At 70.3% G+C, this 16,373-nt stretch carries 10 protein-coding genes; 7 read left to right on the top strand and 3 right to left on the bottom strand.

All coding sequences use genetic code 11. The features are described 5' to 3' along the window. Positions 1-188: 188 nt before the first annotated feature. The 3 genes from NOO62_RS29200 to eccB all read right to left on the bottom strand — a co-directional run bounded on the left by NOO62_RS29200 (position 189) and on the right by eccB (position 4,540). Complete coding sequence (locus NOO62_RS29200) at positions 189-1,691, bottom strand: PQQ-binding-like beta-propeller repeat protein (protein ID WP_268773788.1); 1,503 nt, start codon at positions 1,689-1,691, stop codon at positions 189-191. Continuing rightward, positions 1,688-2,926: a type VII secretion-associated serine protease mycosin gene (gene mycP, locus NOO62_RS29195; protein WP_414931024.1), complete on the bottom strand. Its 1,239-nt coding sequence runs from the start codon at positions 2,924-2,926 to the stop codon at positions 1,688-1,690. The genes NOO62_RS29200 and mycP overlap by 4 nt, the downstream gene beginning before the upstream one ends. Before the next feature lie 84 nt (positions 2,927-3,010). Next, positions 3,011-4,540 carry a type VII secretion protein EccB gene (eccB, locus tag NOO62_RS29190; RefSeq protein WP_268773786.1) on the bottom strand — a complete coding sequence of 510 codons (1,530 nt, stop codon included), beginning with the start codon at positions 4,538-4,540 and terminating at the stop codon, positions 3,011-3,013. A 174-nt stretch (positions 4,541-4,714) separates the two neighbouring features. Here eccB and eccE point away from each other — a divergent pair, with 174 nt between their 5' ends. From eccE to NOO62_RS29155, 7 genes are all read left to right on the top strand, one after another. Then, positions 4,715-6,055: a type VII secretion protein EccE gene (gene eccE / locus NOO62_RS29185; RefSeq protein ID WP_414930902.1), complete on the top strand. Its 1,341-nt coding sequence runs from the start codon at positions 4,715-4,717 to the stop codon at positions 6,053-6,055. A gap of 104 nt (positions 6,056-6,159) precedes the next feature. After that, positions 6,160-6,960: a hypothetical protein gene (locus NOO62_RS29180; RefSeq protein WP_268773784.1), complete on the top strand. Its 801-nt coding sequence runs from the start codon at positions 6,160-6,162 to the stop codon at positions 6,958-6,960. A 295-nt stretch (positions 6,961-7,255) separates the two neighbouring features. Further along, entirely contained in the window at positions 7,256-10,873 is a 3,618-nt protein-coding gene (locus NOO62_RS29175) for an SCO5717 family growth-regulating ATPase (protein WP_268773783.1), read from the top strand. A gap of 436 nt (positions 10,874-11,309) precedes the next feature. Next, positions 11,310-13,235, top strand: coding sequence for an ABC transporter substrate-binding protein (locus tag NOO62_RS29170; RefSeq protein ID WP_268773782.1), 1,926 nt, complete (start codon positions 11,310-11,312; stop codon positions 13,233-13,235). A 3-nt stretch (positions 13,236-13,238) separates the two neighbouring features. Further along, entirely contained in the window at positions 13,239-14,333 is a 1,095-nt protein-coding gene (locus NOO62_RS29165; protein ID WP_268773781.1) for an ABC transporter permease, read from the top strand. Beyond that, positions 14,330-15,277 carry an ABC transporter permease gene (locus NOO62_RS29160; RefSeq protein ID WP_268773780.1) on the top strand — a complete coding sequence of 316 codons (948 nt, stop codon included), beginning with the start codon at positions 14,330-14,332 and terminating at the stop codon, positions 15,275-15,277. Before NOO62_RS29165 ends, NOO62_RS29160 begins: the two co-directional genes overlap by 4 nt. A 50-nt stretch (positions 15,278-15,327) precedes the next feature. Further along, on the top strand, positions 15,328-16,356 hold the full coding sequence (locus tag NOO62_RS29155) for an ABC transporter ATP-binding protein (RefSeq protein WP_268775830.1): 1,029 nt from the start codon (positions 15,328-15,330) through the stop codon (positions 16,354-16,356). Positions 16,357-16,373 lie beyond the last annotated feature (17 nt).

Here is a 16,373-nt window from a genome sequence, read left to right as displayed (position 1 = left end):
GTCGTACCCGCTGTTCGTTTCGACTCCGTGCCAGGGCTCCCCCGGCTCTGGCGGGCAAGGGTCGCGTCAGGTCTCGCGTGTGACGACACACGCGATCCGCGACGCCGCGCCGCCCCCGTGCGGCATCAACTCGTGATGCCGTACACCACTCTAGTCATTCCCGTACCGCAACTGGGCTGTGTGGTCTGTCAGTTGGGTGCCTTCCTTGCGCCTTCGATGCCCAGAACAAGCCATGACACTTTTGGAGTGTCCTTGGCGTTGTCGACCGGTCCTTCGGCACGGAAGTCGCCGAAGAAAATTCGCCCATTCTGGACGACTACGTCCGACAGTTCCAGAGAAGTGAGCGTCCAGGCCTCGGGTGGGAGTCCGAAGGAGAAGTAGGGAGTCTCTTTCCCTGTTCGTGGATTCAGGCTCACCACTCCCAAGGGGGTGATGTGGTCGCTGCTCTCCCGGAACGCGAGAACCTGGCCGCCGCTCATCCGTAGGGGGTACAAGAGCTGGTTGCGGCCGGCGTCGAACTTCCTGACCGCCTTTCCCGTCGACAGGTCGAACGACGTCATCCAGTTGGCTCCTTCGGCCTCGCGGCTCGTGAGGAACACCTGGTCGTCACTGACCACCGTCGAGGGGCAGTCGTCGATGGCGGGGTAGTCGTGACGTTCCCGGCAGCGGACCTCGTAGCGGCCGCCGTCCAGTCCGATGGTGGCCCGCCGTTTCCCCCTGTCGTCGAGGGGGAACAGGTGCGTCAGGTCAAGGTCGCCCGCGCCGACGGCGATGACCGGCGGGTCGGTGGACAGCACCTTGACGTCCTTGACGCCGCCCGCGGCCTGATGTGTCCATCGGGTGGTGCCGGTGCGCGGTGCGAGGTTCCGGACTCGGTACGTGATGTCTTCCTTGCCCCGCGAGCAAGCCAGCAGCGTCAGCAGAGCCCGTCCGCCCGCCAGCCCCTGGTACGTGCAACCGTCACTCTTCTTGTTCCGCCAGAGCCGGGTCCCTCGGTCCATGTCGTACGCCGTCGCACCGTCGCCCCATGCGACGGCGACCGTGCCTCGCGTCATCGTCACGCTCGTCGCGTCCTGCCCGAAGACGGACTCCGACGTGGGGAACTCCTTGTCCCAGAGCTTCTTGCCGGAGTCGATGTCGACGAACGCCACCTGGTTGCAGAGGGACTCCGGGTTCTTCTGGGCCCGGTGGAGCACCGCGGTGCGGCCTTCCACGGTCACGTGTCGCGTCACGCCGCAGATGGGGCCGGACAGCGGGATGCGCCAGATCTCGTCGTCCGTGGTCACGTCCTTGCCGACCTCGAAGCCCACGAGCGTTCTGTTGATGCCCTTGGCCAGCACCTTGTCCGTCGCCCAGGTGCCCGGCATCTCGTACTCCTCCCCCGGGCTCATGTCGTCGACGGCGAAGCGGAAGGCCATCTGCCCGGTGGTGCTCTCCGGGCGCTTCTCCACCGTCTCTCTGATGTCGAGTCGCCCCTGGGAGGCGGTGCCCACGGAGGGCTTGCCGTCCTGGTGCGCCGTGTCGGCCGCGTCGTCCGGGCCCAGCCACAGGAGCCAGCCGCCCGTGCACAGCGCGAGCACCAGCACCACGACACCGGCCCCGAGCGCCCTGCGTCGGCGGCGTTGTCTCCGTGCGCGGTCCGCTGCCACCGTCGACTGGGTGAACACGGAGGGAGGTGGTCCGAAGCTCACGACCTCGGGTCCCTTCTGCTCGGGGCCTCACGTCTTCTGCGGGCCTCGCGCAGGGCCGCCGCCGTGCCCGCGATCACCGCCACCACGACCGCGGTGATGCCGACCGCGTACGTCGCGTACCGCTCGGCGCGCTCCTGCGAGGTCTCGGCGAGCGAGAACGCCGCCGTGTCCGGGGGCGGGGCCTTCGACACGCCGGGGTCCGGGGTCGGCGAAGACGCGGGCGAGGTGGTGTCGGAGGTGGTGAGGGCGCGTACGGGATCGATCACGCCCCAGCCGACGTAGTTGTCGTGGCCGTTGATGGAGCGCTCCGCCGTCTGCTCGATCCGGGTGGCGATCTGTGCCGGGCTCCAGTCCGGGTGCCGGGACTTGAGGAGGGCTGCCACGCCCGCGACGAAGGGGGCCGAGAAACTCGTGCCGTTGTCCGTGCACTGGCCCCCGCCAGGAACGGTGGACACGATGTCCACGCCGGGGGCCGCCACGTCGACGAAGTCGCCCGGCTGTGAGAAGGCCGCACGTTCGTTGTTCCGGTCGGAGGACGCCACCGCGAGCACGCCGTCGAAGGCGGCGGGGTACGTGTTCTTCACCTTGCCGTCCAGGCCGTCGTTCCCCGCGGACGCGACCACCACGACGTCCGAGTCGAGGGCGTCACGTACCGCCTTGGCCAGGGCCGAAGTGCGGGACAGGGGTTTCGTCGTGTCCTGGGAGATGTTGATGACGTCGGCGCCCTCGGCGACCGCGTGGTCGATGGCCTTCGCCATGGTGTCGGAGTCCCCGCTGTTCTCGGCGTCGTTCTGCCGGATCGGGATGATGGTCGAGGCCGGTGCGATGCCCACGAAGCCCGTCCCCTTGTGCGGGCGGGCCGCGATGATGCCGGCGACCTTCGTGCCGTGGCCAACCTCGTCCTTGGTGGGGTCCGCGCCCTTGCCCTTCGTCAGGTAGTCACGCCCCGCGCGGGCATCCACCGCGTCGGCGAGCTGCGGGTTCTTGTCGTCCACCCCCGTGTCGATCACGGCGACCCGGATGCCCTTGCCCGTCTTCCCGTCCTGCCACAACTCATCCAGCAGCACACGCTGGAGAGGCCAGGGGCGGCCCTTGATCTGCTCGGCGGGGGTCTGGCACGCGCCGTTGCCGGTGAGACGCACCGGTGCACTGCCCTCGGCGGAGGCGGCAGCCACCAGCGTGGCCGTCACTGCGGCTGTGGGCGTGGCCGTGGCCGTGCTCAGCGCCGCGGCCATGGCGGCCCCGGCCAGCAGGACTCTTCTCGTCGGCGGCACCGCTACCTCTGTCCTCTGTGTCGGTGGCATCAGGCGTGACAAGGCTCAGGAACCCTGTGGCTGCCGTGCGCTGTTGGTGTCGAGGCGGGGGCCTTTCGCAAGGAAGTCGGACCAGGGCAGGGGAACCTTGGCGGGCCTGACGTTCTTGTAGCCGAGCTTGACTTGGGCCTCGCTGGGTTCGGGGCTGCCGTCCGTCGTCTGCTGCTTGCCGTCCGCTCCGATGTCGGACTTCTCGCTGTCGCTGTCGCCGTTGGCCTGCACGGCGTACCGCAGGCCGGTGTCCGTCACGAGGAAGAGCGACCCGGTCTTCGTCTGCGTGCCACGAACCTGGGTGTAGAGCAGGCCCGTTCCGGGTGTCACGTACGTACTCGTGCCGCCGGCCACGATGTCGGCCGGGTACTTCGGACCGGCCCACGTGCTCAGCGTCGTACCACCCTGGTCATCCACGTTCCGCAGCACACTGCACACCGTGTCCCGACCGGAACCGCTCTGTCCGCTGTTGACCTGGACGGTGCGGTGGCGGGGCCACTGACCGGCCTCCCCCTCGAAGGTGCCGTCGGCGGACGCGAAGTCCTGGAGGCCGACCGTACGAGCCTCACCGTTCATGTTCAGCTGCGCCGTCTGCGGGGAGTTGGTCAGGAGCCAGGCAGTGAATTCGGTGATCGGCTGGACCTTGCCGGGAAGCACCACGAAGTGTTTGGTGCCCTCGCCGGTCTCCGCCTTCAGGACCATGCCGACCCGGTTCTCCTCCGACGACAGCTGGTCCGACGCGTCGGCCGGGTCGCCCACGCTCGTGGGCAGTTGCGGGAACCGGATCGGGTTGCCCCTGTGCAGCGTGGCCAGCCACTCCTTGGTCACCAGTTGCGGCTTCCTGGTCGGGCCCACCAGCGCGTCCGCGAGGAGGTCCCCCTCGGCGCCCGTCACCTCGTACGACATTCCGGCCGCGTCCACGAGGTGACGTGTGCCCGTGCGCGTCTTCACGTACAGCACCTCGCCCTTGTGGAGGCGCCGGGAGCCGTCCATCTTGTCCGCTTCCCGGTCGGCGAGGACGAACGTCGCCTCCTGCGTCGTACGGCCACCGGAACCCGGCTGCTCGCAGACCGCCCACCGCTTGGCCTTGCCCGCCTCGTCGGAGGACGGGAGCCGGTCGGGGGCGTAAGGGATGCCGATGATGGGACCGCGCGGCGGCTTGCCCGCGTCGAGGATGCTGTCGGCGACCTGGATGACCTTGTAGTCGGCGCCGTTCATCAGCAGCCGTGCCGATGCCAGGTTCAGGACGGGGTGCAGGCGCGACTTCTTACCGGTCTTGAGTACGACGTACCGCGTCGTCGAGTCCTTTCCCACGATCACGCGGGTGCCCGGCGCGTCCCAGCCGGGCGGCGCCTTCGGCTGGAACATCCCCCAGGCGCCGAACACCGCCAGAACGAGGACACCCATGATCACGCTCGGCAGGAAGGCTCGCAAAGGGCGCGGCGCACCCTCTTCGGACCCCGTCGGCGACGGCTGGAGAAATGCCGCCAACGTCCGCTTCTTCGCAAAGGTGTACGCGTTGAGCTCGTCCCGCCGTGATGCCATGAGCGCCTGCTTCTCCCCCGCCGCACGTCGGGGCGCGAACCCCGTTCCTCCATTGCAAGACCCGGCCCCTACTATGCAGGGTGAGTAGTCGGGCGTGCGCGGGGGGTAGGGATCCGCGACGGGCAAGCACCCTACTTGGCAAGGGAATTCGCCGCATTCGGGGGGTATCAAGTGATGGCTGTGGCCACACGGAGAAGATCGCGGGCGCGCGTGCACACCCCGGCCGCCGGGTCCGGCGGTCCGCAGTCCGGACCCGAGGGGCCCAGGCCCAGGGCGACCGCCGCCCATGGGCCGGCTTCGGTGCAACTCCGGCTACGAGCACAGCAGTACGGTTCGTTCCGGCTGCAACAGCTCGTGCTCGTCGAGGTCGCCGCGGCTCTGCTCCTCTCCGCCTGGGTCGTGGACCAACTCCTCGTCGTCCCGGCGCTCCTGGTGTCCACGCCGCTGCTCCTGCTGGCGCTCGTACGCCGACGGGGGCGTTCCCTGCCCGACTGGCTGAGCACGGCGCGGGCGCTGCGCACGCGGCAGAGGCGGGCCTTCAGCACTCCGGTGCGTCCCGGCACCGAGCCGGGTCTCGCGCCGGCCGTCGAGTGTGATCCCGCGCTGCGTACGTACGCCTACGGTGACAGGGATCGCCGCTCCGTGGGCATCATCGGGGACGGCACCTTCGTGACCGCTGTTCTTCAAGTCGAGTCGGAGGCGACCTCGTTGCGTGCCGACCGGCTGCAACGTCCGCTCCCGCTGCGGCTCGTGGCCGACGCCCTCGAAGTCGACGGCATCCGGCTGGAGTCCGCGCAGGTCGTGCTGCACACGCAGCCCGCACCCGCCCTTCACCTGCCGCAGCAGTCGATCGCCGTCGGCAACTACGCACCGCTGCAGGCACAGACCGGGGCGCCCGCGGTACGGATCACCTGGATCGCGCTGAAGCTCGACCCCGAGCTCTGCCCGGAAGCCGTGACGGCACGCGGAGGAGGGCTGCTCGGCGCCCAGAAGTGCGTCGTGCGGGCCGTCGACCAGCTCGCGAGCCGGCTGACCGGGGCGGGCTTCCGGGTCACGGTGCTGGACGAGGAAGAGCTGACGTCCGCCGTCGCGACATCCGCCGGAGCCAATCCCCTGGTGACCGCCCAGGCGGGGCGCGCGGATGCGCCGGAGCGTCGGACGGAGGAGACGGCACGGTCGTGGCGGTGCGACAACCGCAGGCACACGACGTACTGGGTACGGCGCTGGCCGCACCTCGGCGGTTCCGCGGGGCAGCCACTCCCTCAACTCGTGGCCTCGCTCACGGCGGTCCCGGCGCTGGCGACGACGTTCAGCCTGACGCTGCGGCTCGACGACCGCAGGGAGGTGTCGCTGTGCGGGCACATGCGCGTGACGGGGCGCGGGGACGCCGAACTCGTCTCCGCGCGCCGCGCGTTGGAGCACGCCGCCCGTCAGGCGAGGGTCGGCCTCGTGCGGCTCGACCGCGAACAGCTTCCCGGCACACTCGCCACTCTGCCGCTCGGAGGTACGCGCTGATGACCGCATCGGGGTATGGGCCGGGGCTTGCGCCGGGGGGTGGGGGTGGGCCTGTATCGGCGTCCGCGTCCGGGATGCCCGCGTCTGGAGTACCCGCGTCCGGGATGCCCGCGTCGGGGGTGCCCGTGTCCGGGGTGCCTGCGTCTGGAGGGTCCGCGCGTCCCGGGGAACCGGTGACTTCGGTGGCGGCTCGCGCTCGGCAGCGGATTCGTTCGGGGTTCGGCCTGATCGGGCCGCGGCACCCCCGGCATGCGCTCCCTCTGGAGTCGTTGCCCGAACTCGGCCTCCCCATCGGGGACGACGGCGTGGTCATAGGCGTCGACGCCGAGAGCAGGCCCGCCGTGCTCGGCGTCAACCGGCCGACCCCGTACGACATGGTCTTCATCGGTGGCCTGTGGACGGCGCAGGTCATCGCGTTGCGGGCCGCCGCGACCGGCGCGCGGGTGGCTGTGGAGACCGGGCGGGCCGGGGCGTGGGCGCAGCTGGTGCAGGCGCTCGGGGTCGGGCAGAGCGGGATGGCCGTGCACGACGTGGGGCGGGTGCCGCCGCAGGGGGCGTCCGCGGGGAGTCCGGTGCTCGTGGTGCGGGACTGCGGGATGCGGCCGCCTCGGGGGCGGGTCGCCTCCGCGCCGTGGCAGTCCGTGCTGACGGTGCTGCCCTATCTGAGTCCCGTCGCGCCTCGGCTCGTGCGGCAGGCGCGGCTGGTGGGCGTGCAGCGGGTGTCGCCGGACGAAGCGGTGCAGATCGGACGGCACCTCGGGTTGCCGGGCGCCGACGTCGAGTCGCTGCCGACGCTGGCGGACGGTGTGACCCTGTGGTGCGCCGATCGGGACCGGCAGTACGTGATGACGCAGGCCACGGATGCCGAGACCGGATTGTTGGGTACCGCCCGGCGGATGGACTGACCGGACGGGGCCTCGGTAATTCGGGGTGGAGTGTCGGGCGTTGGGGGTTTTGTCCGTCACTGATTGATGTACGTGGATCGCTCCTGCGTGGGGCGTGACGCAATGGACAGCATTGGTGGGGTGGACTGCCCTGCCGTGCTCGTGGTTTTGGTGATTAGGCTGGGACAGGGCGCGACGCCAGAACCCTTGAACGGTTCATGCGCGTCCCTCTACGGGGAGAGCCAGGCGGATCGGACGACAGGAACGGTCGCCCCCCACCACGGCACGAGGGTGCTCGACCACATCAGGAGGCATTGTGAACAGCGATCGGGACGAGATCCGCGGGGGCTGGGACTCACCCGTCGATGATCAGTCCGACGCGGAGTCCGCTGCCGAGACGACGGGCGAGTTCACCATCGACTACGCACCGCCTGCCTGGTACACGCAGAACGCCTCGGGCAGCGCGGGTGAGACGCCTTCGGCGCCGCCCGTTTCTACGCCGCCTGGTTCTACGTCGCCTGGTTCTACGTCGCCTGCGCCGGAGCCGCCCGCTTCCGCGCCGGTTGCCTCTGGGCCCGATGCTGCTGCGTCGGATGCCGCCGCGTCGGGCGCCTCTGCGTCGGGTGCTTCCGCTGCGGGGACGGCGGCCGATTCGGGGGACTCCGCTTCGGCTGCGCCGGGTGTTCCCGCCATGCCCTCCTTCGCCGCTCCGCCGCCTCCGCCGCTGCCGCTGGGGCCGCCTTCGGCGGGCGTACCGAGCGTCGTGCCCAAGTTGCCCGTGGGGAGTGGGTTTCAGCCTGCGGCTCCGGATGCTTCGGATGCTTCGGCTTCCGACGCCGTCTCGGGTGCTTCGGGCTCCGTGGATGACGTTGCTGTGGATGACGTCGCTGTGGATGACGTTGCTGTGGAGGAGGCAGGAGAGAGGGGCGCTGCGGCCTCTGCTGCGCCTTCCGTCGCCCCTTCGTCCATGCCGCCCGTTTCTTCCAGTGATGCCGCCTCCGACTGGAGCGGGGCCCTCGCCGGGCCTGCGGCCTCCGTGCATGTGACTGGTGTCGTGCCCAAGAAGGACGTCGACGCCCTTGCTGAGGCCAAGGAGCGCGAAGAGCGCGGGGAGCGCGGGGAGCGCGAGGCGGGTCGTGACGATGCCGGGCAGGGGGCGGACGCGTCCGTGTCCTCCTCCGCCGACAGTGCAGTCGGCGAGCCCGTCTCCGAGAGCCTTGGCAGTGGCGATCTTGAGAGTGGCGCCACCATGCGGTTCTCCGCTCGTGCCCTGAAGCGGGAGTTCGAGGAGCGGGCCGCTGCGGAACGGGCCGCCGAGGCCGACCGCTCCGGTGTGATCTCCTCCGACGTGGACGAGGCCGGTGCGTCCGACGTAGCCGTTAAGTCTGGTGAGTCCGGTGAGCCCGGTGAGGGGAAGCAGGAGCGGGAGACCGAGTCGGGGGTGAGCGGTCGTGCTGGGACTGACGCTCACGATGACTCCGAGTCCGTAGCCGAGGAGCTCGGCGCGTCCGCTTCCGTCCGTGCTGTCGACGCCGCACAGGACTCCGCGCCCTCCGCCTGGCCTCCGCCGCCCTCCCCTCAGGACGTGCTGCCTCCGCTGCCGCCCGCGTTCCAGCCCGCGGCTCCGGCCGCCGCGCCGCAGTGGCCCGCGCAGGCGCAGACTCCTCAGGCTCCGCCCACCGCGCCCGTTCAGCCGCAGACTCCGCAGCCCGCGCCGGGTACGTGGCCTACGTCCGCGCCTGCGCCTGCCGCTCCGCAGCCGCAGCAGGGTGGTTACGGGTTCCCGCAGGCCGCGCCTGCCGCACCCGTTACGCCGACCGCCCCTACCCCGCCCGCGCAGAACTCCGCCCCCGCGCCTGCCGCCCCCGAGGCCCCGCAGAGCGGTTACGGGTTCCCGCAAGCCGGAGTCGCCGCACCCGGTGCGCCCTTCGCCCCCGCTCCGCCTGCCCAGAACTCCGCTCCGCCCGCCCCTGCGGCACCGCAGAGCAGCTACGGGTTCCCGCAGGCCGCGCCCGGTGCGCCGGTCACGCCGCCGAACCCGCCTGCGCCGAACGCCGCCTCCGAGGCCCCGCTGAGCGGCTACGGGTTCCCGCAGGCCGCGTCCGGTGCGCCGGTCGCGCCGCCGAACCCGCCCGCGCAGAACTCCGCCCCCGCGCCTGCCGCCCCCGAGGCCCCGCAGAGCGGTTACGGCTTCCCGCAGACCCCCGCCGCACCCGGTGCACCCTTCGCCCCCGCCCCTCCCCCGCAGAACTCCGCTCCGCCCACCCCCGCCGCCCCCGCCACTCCGGTCACCCCTGAACCCGCCGCCCAGAGCAGCAGCGGGTACGGGTTCCCGCAGGCGCCCGCGCCGCAGGGGCAGCACCCCGTGCAGCCTGGACAGCCCGCGCAGCCCTTCCCCGGCCAGCCGCAGCAGCCCGCCCCCGGCGCGCAGCCCCTTCCGAACCAGCAGCCGCCTGCGCCTCAACAGCAAGCCCAACCGCATCCCCACCCCCGCCCCCCCCCGCCCCCCGCCCCCGCCCCCCCCCCGCCCGCCCAGCCCCCCGCCCAGCCCCAAGCACCCCAGCAGCCCCAAGGCCCCGTCGACCCCCGTACCGGTGCCGCCTGGCCGCAAGCCGTGCGGCACGATCAGCGCGAGCGGACGAACCCCGGGGCTCCGCTCGGGTACACCGCCGCCGTCGAGCTGTCCTCCGACCGGCTGCTGCGGAACAACAAGCAGAAGGCCAAGAGCAGTCGGCCCGCGGGCGGTTCGCGGTTCAAGCTGGGCGGCAAGAAGGAGGAGGCCGAGCGGCAGCGGAAGCTGGAGCTGATCCGGACCCCGGTTCTCTCCTGCTACCGCATCGCCGTCATCAGCCTCAAGGGCGGCGTCGGCAAGACGACCACCACCACCGCGCTGGGCTCCACGCTCGCCACCGAGCGGCAGGACAAGATCCTCGCGATCGACGCCAACCCCGACGCCGGTACGCTCGGCCGGCGCGTGCGGCGCGAGACCGGGGCCACCATTCGTGACCTCGTCCAGGCGATCCCGTACATCAACTCGTACATGGACATCCGGCGCTTCACCTCGCAGGCGCCGTCCGGGCTCGAGATCATCGCCAACGACGTCGACCCGGCCGTGTCGACCACGTTCAACGACGAGGACTACCGGCGCGCGATCGACGTACTCGGCAAGCAGTACCCGATCATCCTCACCGACTCCGGTACGGGGCTGCTCTACAGCGCCATGCGTGGCGTGCTCGACCTCGCCGATCAGCTGATCATCATCTCCACACCGTCCGTGGACGGGGCGAGCAGCGCCTCGACGACGCTGGACTGGCTCTCCGCGCACGGGTACGCCGATCTCGTCTCGCGGTCCATCACCGTCATCTCCGGTGTGCGCGAGACCGGCAAGATGATCAAGGTCGACGACATCGTGTCGCACTTCGAGACGCGGTGCCGGGGCGTCGTCGTCATCCCCTTCGACGAGCATCTCGCCGCCGGTGCCGAGGTCGATCTCGACATGATGCGGCCCAAGGTGCGGGAGGCGTACTTCAACCTCTCCGCGATGGTCGCGGAGGACTTCGTACGGGCCCAGCAGCAGCAGGGGCTGTGGACGTCGGACGGGAATCCGCCCCCGCATCTGGCTCCGCCGATGCCGGGCCAGCAGGCACAGCAACCGCAGGCGCAGCAACCGCAGGCGCAGCCGTACGCTCCCCAGCAACCTCAGCCGTACGCACCCCAGCAGCCCCAGCCCCCGCACCAGCCCCAGCCCCAGCCCCAGCCCGGGCAGCAACAGCCCTACCCGCAGCAGCCGGGCGCCCCGCAGGGATGGCAGCCTCAGCAACCCCAGCAGACACAGCCGCCACAGCAACCCCAGCCGCCGCAGCAGGCACAGCAAGCTCCCCCGCCCGCCCAGCCCGGCGCACCCTTCCAGCAGCCGCCGCCTCCGCAGCAGTAGCGACAGCAGTCGCCGTCGCCGTCGCAGGCACGGTCACAGTCACAGTCACAGCCGATTCATCAGTGGGCCCGCACCGTTCCCCGGTGCGGGCCCACCGCCGTGTACGCCCCCGTACGCCATCCCGGCACTGGCAGCCATGCCCACCCGTTCCGCCGCGCGGAGCGCCTGCCCACAGCAGTGGCCCCCCGGACGGACCACCAGGTCACGTCCCCCCTTCCCCTGGCGCCACCCCCTCACCAGGCGCGCGTCAGTGGTCTCGACCAATGTGTGCGCCATACCGGTCAACTCGTTATTTCCGCAGGCCACATGGGGTGCACACGCCGTTGACGCGCGCAGACCGGCGCTGGTAAACACACAGCAACCAGCTGACGTTTCTTGATCGAACAATGTGCAACCAGCCATCCCTGCGCGAGCGATGACGCGAGGTCACCGACCCATGGACACACAGGATCAGCACGGCAGATCAGCAGCACCCCAGCGGAGAGCAACGCCCCGGCACCACCCCCGGCACCACCCCCACGCCCGCTCCCACCCCCACCGCCGCCTCACACTCACCCTCGCCGGTGGCGTCGCCGCGTTCACTCTGACGGCCGGTCTCGCCACGCCACTCAATCCGGCGCCGCAGCTCGCACAGGCCAAGGACGACGGCGGGAAGCAGGTGCTCACCGTCGCCGTGGCGCAGAGCGTCGACTCGCTCAGTCCGTTCCTCGCCCAGCGGCTGCTCAGCACCAGCATCCACCGGCTGACGTACGAGTACCTGACGAACTACGACGCCAAGGACAACAAGGCGATCCCGGGGTTCGCCACCGAGTGGGAGTCCTCCGACGACAAGCTGACCTGGACGTACACCATCCGGGGCGACTCCAAGTGGTCGGACGGGAAGAAGGCGACCGCCGAGGACGCGGCGTGGACGTTCAACAAGGTGATGTCCAAGGAAGGCACCGCTACCGCGAACTCGAACTTCGTCACCAACTTCAAGAAGGTGACCGCGCCGAGCGCGACCAAGCTGGTCATCGAGCTGAAGAAGCCGCAGGCCACGATGGCCGCCCTCGACGTGCCGATCGTTCCCAAGCACGTATGGGAGAAGGTCGAGGACATCTCGAAGTTCAACAACGACAAGGACTTCCCCGTCGTCGGCAACGGACCGTTCACCCTGACGGACTACAAGGTCGACCAGTACGTACGACTGAAGGCCAACAAGGACTTCTGGCGCGGTTCGCCCAAGTTCGACGAACTGGTCTTCAAGACGTACAAGGACCAGGACGCCGCCGTCTCCGCCCTCCGGAAGGGCGAGGTGTCGTTCGTGGCCGGGCAGCCCGCGCTCACGCCCGCGCAGGCCGAGTCCTTGAAGAACGAGGACAACATCAAGGTCAATGAGGGGCCGGGGCGCCGGTTCTTCGCCCTCGCCACCAACCCGGGCGCCAAGACCCTCGACGGCAAGAAGTTCGGCGACGGGCATCCCGCGCTGCTCGACAAGAAGGTGCGGCAGGCACTCTTCCTCTCCGTCGACCGTGCGGCGCTCGTGGAGAAGGTCTTCCAGGGGCATGCCGTCGAGGGGGCCGGATACATTCCGCCGCGCTTCTCCGAGTACGCCTGGAAACCGTCCGCCGACCAAGAGCTGAAGTACGACCCGAAGAAGGCCGCACAACTCCTCGACGAGGCCGGATACAAGGAGAACAGCAGCGGCAAGCGGGTCGGGAAGGACGGGAAGCCTCTTGACTTCCGCATCCTGTGTCACGCCACCGACCCCAACGACAAGGCCGTCGGGAAGTATCTGAAGGAGTGGTGGGGGGAGCTCGGGATCGGGCTCAAGGTGAATTGCCTCGATGACGTGTCCGTGCCCTGGTACGCGGGTGAGTACGACCTCGCCTTCGACGGGTGGTCCGTCAACCCCGACCCCGACTTCGTCCTCGGCATCCACACCTGCGCCGCGCTGCCGGTGAAGGCCAAGGAGAGCGCCGCCACGGACAACTTCATCTGCGACAAGAAGTTCGACAGCCTGTACGACAAGCAGCTCGCCGAGTACGACGAGGGCAAGCGTGCCGACATCGTGAAGCAGATGGAGTCGTGGCTGTACGACTCCGGGTACATGAACGTCCTCGCGTATCCGAACGCCGTCGAGGCCTACCGCACCGACCAGATCAAGTCCATCACCACCATGCCGACGGCCGCAGGCAACATCTACGGCCAGGACGGATATTGGAGCTGGTGGTCGGCCGTGCCCGCGGATGGGAAGAGTTCCTCCAAGGACGGCAGCTCGACCGGTGTCATCATCGGTATCGCCGCTGCCGCGGTGGTGCTCGTGGGCGGCGGAGTCCTGTTCGCCCTGCGCCGCCGTTCTACCGCAGAGGACCGCGAGTAACGCATGACCGCTGACAGCAATCCCGCACTGCTCGACACCGAGGGCCCCAAGGGCCCCGGGGCCGACGGCGACCCGGCTGTGGCCGGGGCGGCGTCGGCCCGCGGGCCCCGGGACCGCAACACCCGCGCCTACCTCCTCTATGTGGCGGGCAAGATCGGCGGCGCGGTCGTGTCGCTGTTCGCCGTGCTCGTCACCAGCTTCTTCCTGTTCCGGCTGATCCCCGGCGACCCCGTCAAGCAGATGACGGGCGGCAAGCGGGTCTCCGCCGAGCAACTCGCCGCGATGCGTCAGGAGTTCGGCCTCGACAAGTCGGTCATGGCCCAATTCTGGGACTACACCGGCAACGTCCTGTCCGGCGACTTCGGCACGTCGTACCAGTTCCACGCGCCCGTGATGGACAAGATCACCGAGGCGCTGCCCGCGACGCTCCTTCTCACCGGAACGGCGTACGTCCTCTACACGATCATCGGCATCTGGCTCGGCACGCGCACCGCCTGGCGCAACGGGAAGCTTGGCGACCGCCTCAACACCGGGCTCGCCCTGACGTTGTACTCGGTGCCGTCATTCTGGCTGGGGCTGTTGCTGATCATCACCTTCTCCGTGGGCATCGGGCCCATCCCCGGGATGTTCCCGACCGGCGGTCTGGAGTCCGGGGGTGAGACCGGCTTCGCGTACGTCGTCGACGTCGCGCACCACATGGTGCTTCCCGTCGTCACGCTGGTCGCCGTCGGGTACGCGCAGACGCTGCTCGTCATGCGGTCGTCGCTGCTCGACGAGATGGGCAGCGACTATCTGACGACCGCGCGGGCGAAGGGGCTTCGGGACGATCTCGTACGGCGTCGGCACGCCGTGCCCAATGCCATGCTGCCGACCGTCACCCTGATGTTCGTCAACCTCGGCACGGTCGTGGCGGGCGCCATCCTCGTCGAGACCGTGTTCTCCTGGCCGGGGCTCGGCGGGCTCTTCTATCAGGCGCTGAGCGTGCCCGACCTGCCGCTGGTGCAGGGGCTGTTCTTCGTCTTCTCCGTCGCGGTGATCCTGATGAACACCCTGGCCGACGTGATCTATCCGCTGCTCGATCCCCGGGTGGGCCGATGACGACCGAATCCGCACCGACCGACCCGACACCGATTGCTCCGAAGGCCACCGCGAAGAGCGCGCGGTCGCTCGCGTGGACGCGGCGCAGGCACTCCGCGGTGCGCTTCTGGCGCGAGTACCGCACGCACCGCGCCGGGCTCGTCGGCCTCTCCGTGCTCGTCCTGATCGGCCTCGCCGCGGTCTTCGCCCCGCTGCTCGTCGGCTCCGACGCGCAGAGCGTGACCGGCGCGCCGGGCGATCCGATGGAGGCGCCGAGCGGGGAGTTCCCGCTCGGGACCGACCAGTTCGGGCGCGACCTGCTGGGCCTGCTCGTGTACGGCGCGCGCATGTCGCTGACCGTGGGGCTGCTCGCCGCCGTGCTCTCGGTGGCCATCGGCACGCTCGTCGGCATCACCGCGGGGCACTTCAAGGGCTGGTACGCCACCGTGATCATGCGCGTCACCGACTGGTTCCTGGTGATGCCGACGCTCGTGCTCGCCATCGCGCTCGCCGCGGTGATGTCCGGCACGGTCTGGACGATCATCCTGGCGATCGGCGTGACGACCTGGCCGACCACGGCACGCCTGGTCAGGGCGCAGACCCTCGCCGTGGAGTCCCGCCCCTACATCGAGCGGGCGCAGGCACTCGGCGGCGGCCACGGCCACATCATGGCCCGGCACGTCCTGCCCAACGTCATGCCGCTCGTCCTCGCGCAGACCACGCTCGTCATCTCCGGCGCCATCCTCACCGAGGCCACGCTCGCGTTCCTCGGCCTCGGCGACCCGACGAGCGTCTCCTGGGGCGGGCTGCTGCAGGACGCGCGCGAGGCGGGCGCGGTCAGCGCGGGGCACTGGTGGTACCTCGCCCCACCCGGTCTCGCCATCGCCGTCGTCGCGCTGGCGTTCACACTGTGCGGCCGCGCCGTGGAATCCGTGCTCAACCCCAGGCTGGGGGCCTCCCGTTGACCGACAACACCCAGTTGCCCGACAAGAGCCAGTTGACCGACAAGGCCCAGTTGACCGACAAGGCCCAAGCGAGCCCGCGGCGTCTCCTCGACGTACGCGAGCTCGAAGTGACGTACGCGAACGGCGCCGCAGCGGTCCGCGGTGTGAACCTGCACGTCGACGCGGGGCACAAGCTCGGCGTCGCGGGCGAGTCGGGGTGCGGCAAGTCCACGCTCGCGCTGGCCCTGCTGCGGCTGCTGCCCGCGGGCACCAAGGTGTCCGGCGAGATCCTGCTCGACGGCGAGGACGTCCTCACGATGAAGTGGGGGCGGGTCCGCGCGGTGCGCTGGGCCGGTGCCTCCATCGTCTTCCAGGGCGCGATGCACTCCCTGAACGCCGTGCACCGCATCGGCGACCAGATCGCCGAGCCGATCCTGCTGCACAAGAAGGCGACGCAGGCCGGCGCGAAGACCAAGGTCGGTGAGCTCCTCGAACACGTGGGACTGCCCGCCGCCCGCGCGGAGGCCTATCCGCACGAGCTGTCCGGCGGCCAGCGCCAGCGCGTGATGATCGCGATGGCGCTCGCCTGCGATCCGCGGCTCATCATCGCCGATGAGCCGACCACCGCGCTCGACGTGATGATCCAGGCGCAGATCCTCCGCCTGATCGAGCAGTTGGTGGCCGAGCAGGACCTCGGCCTGATGATGATCAGCCACGACCTGGCCGTGCTCTCCGACACGTGTGACCGGCTCGCGGTGATGTACGCGGGCCGTGTCGTCGAGGAGGGCCCGGCCTCCGAGGTCTACGAGAACGCCCGGCACCCCTACGGGAAGGCCCTCTCGGCGGCCTTCCCGCGCATCGGCGACATCGCGTCCCGGTTCGCCCCGCGCGGGCTGCCCGGCGATCCGCCCGACCCGTCCGCGCTCCCCACGGGGTGTACGTTCCACCCCCGCTGCCCGGTCGCCCTCGACTCCTGCGCCACGGAGGACCAGGCGCTGCGGGACGCGGGGCCGCACCACCGCGCGGCCTGCGTTCACGCGGGCGCACCGCTTCCCGCGCAGCCCACGTCGGCTCCCGCGACGGCGGAGCGCACATCGTGACCGAGAGCCCCCGTGAA

This window comes from Streptomyces sp. Je 1-369 (assembly GCF_026810505.1).
GTDB lineage: Bacteria > Actinomycetota > Actinomycetes > Streptomycetales > Streptomycetaceae > Streptomyces.
Note: the sequence above shows the minus strand (reverse complement) of the source record. Positions and strands in the feature narration are given on the sequence as shown.

What these genes read in the sequence shown, in the direction of transcription:
- mycP (WP_414931024.1), bottom strand. Translation starts at nt 2,926, where the DNA reads ATGGCCGCGGCGCTGAGCACGGCCACGGCCACGCCCACAGCCGCAGTG.
- eccB (WP_268773786.1), bottom strand. Translation starts at nt 4,540, where the DNA reads ATGGCATCACGGCGGGACGAGCTCAACGCGTACACCTTTGCGAAGAAG.
- eccE (WP_414930902.1), top strand. Translation starts at nt 4,715, where the DNA reads ATGGCTGTGGCCACACGGAGAAGATCGCGGGCGCGCGTGCACACCCCG.
- NOO62_RS29180 (WP_268773784.1), top strand. Translation starts at nt 6,160, where the DNA reads ATGCCCGCGTCGGGGGTGCCCGTGTCCGGGGTGCCTGCGTCTGGAGGG.
- NOO62_RS29170 (WP_268773782.1), top strand. Translation starts at nt 11,310, where the DNA reads ATGGACACACAGGATCAGCACGGCAGATCAGCAGCACCCCAGCGGAGA.
- NOO62_RS29165 (WP_268773781.1), top strand. Translation starts at nt 13,239, where the DNA reads ATGACCGCTGACAGCAATCCCGCACTGCTCGACACCGAGGGCCCCAAG.
- NOO62_RS29160 (WP_268773780.1), top strand. Translation starts at nt 14,330, where the DNA reads ATGACGACCGAATCCGCACCGACCGACCCGACACCGATTGCTCCGAAG.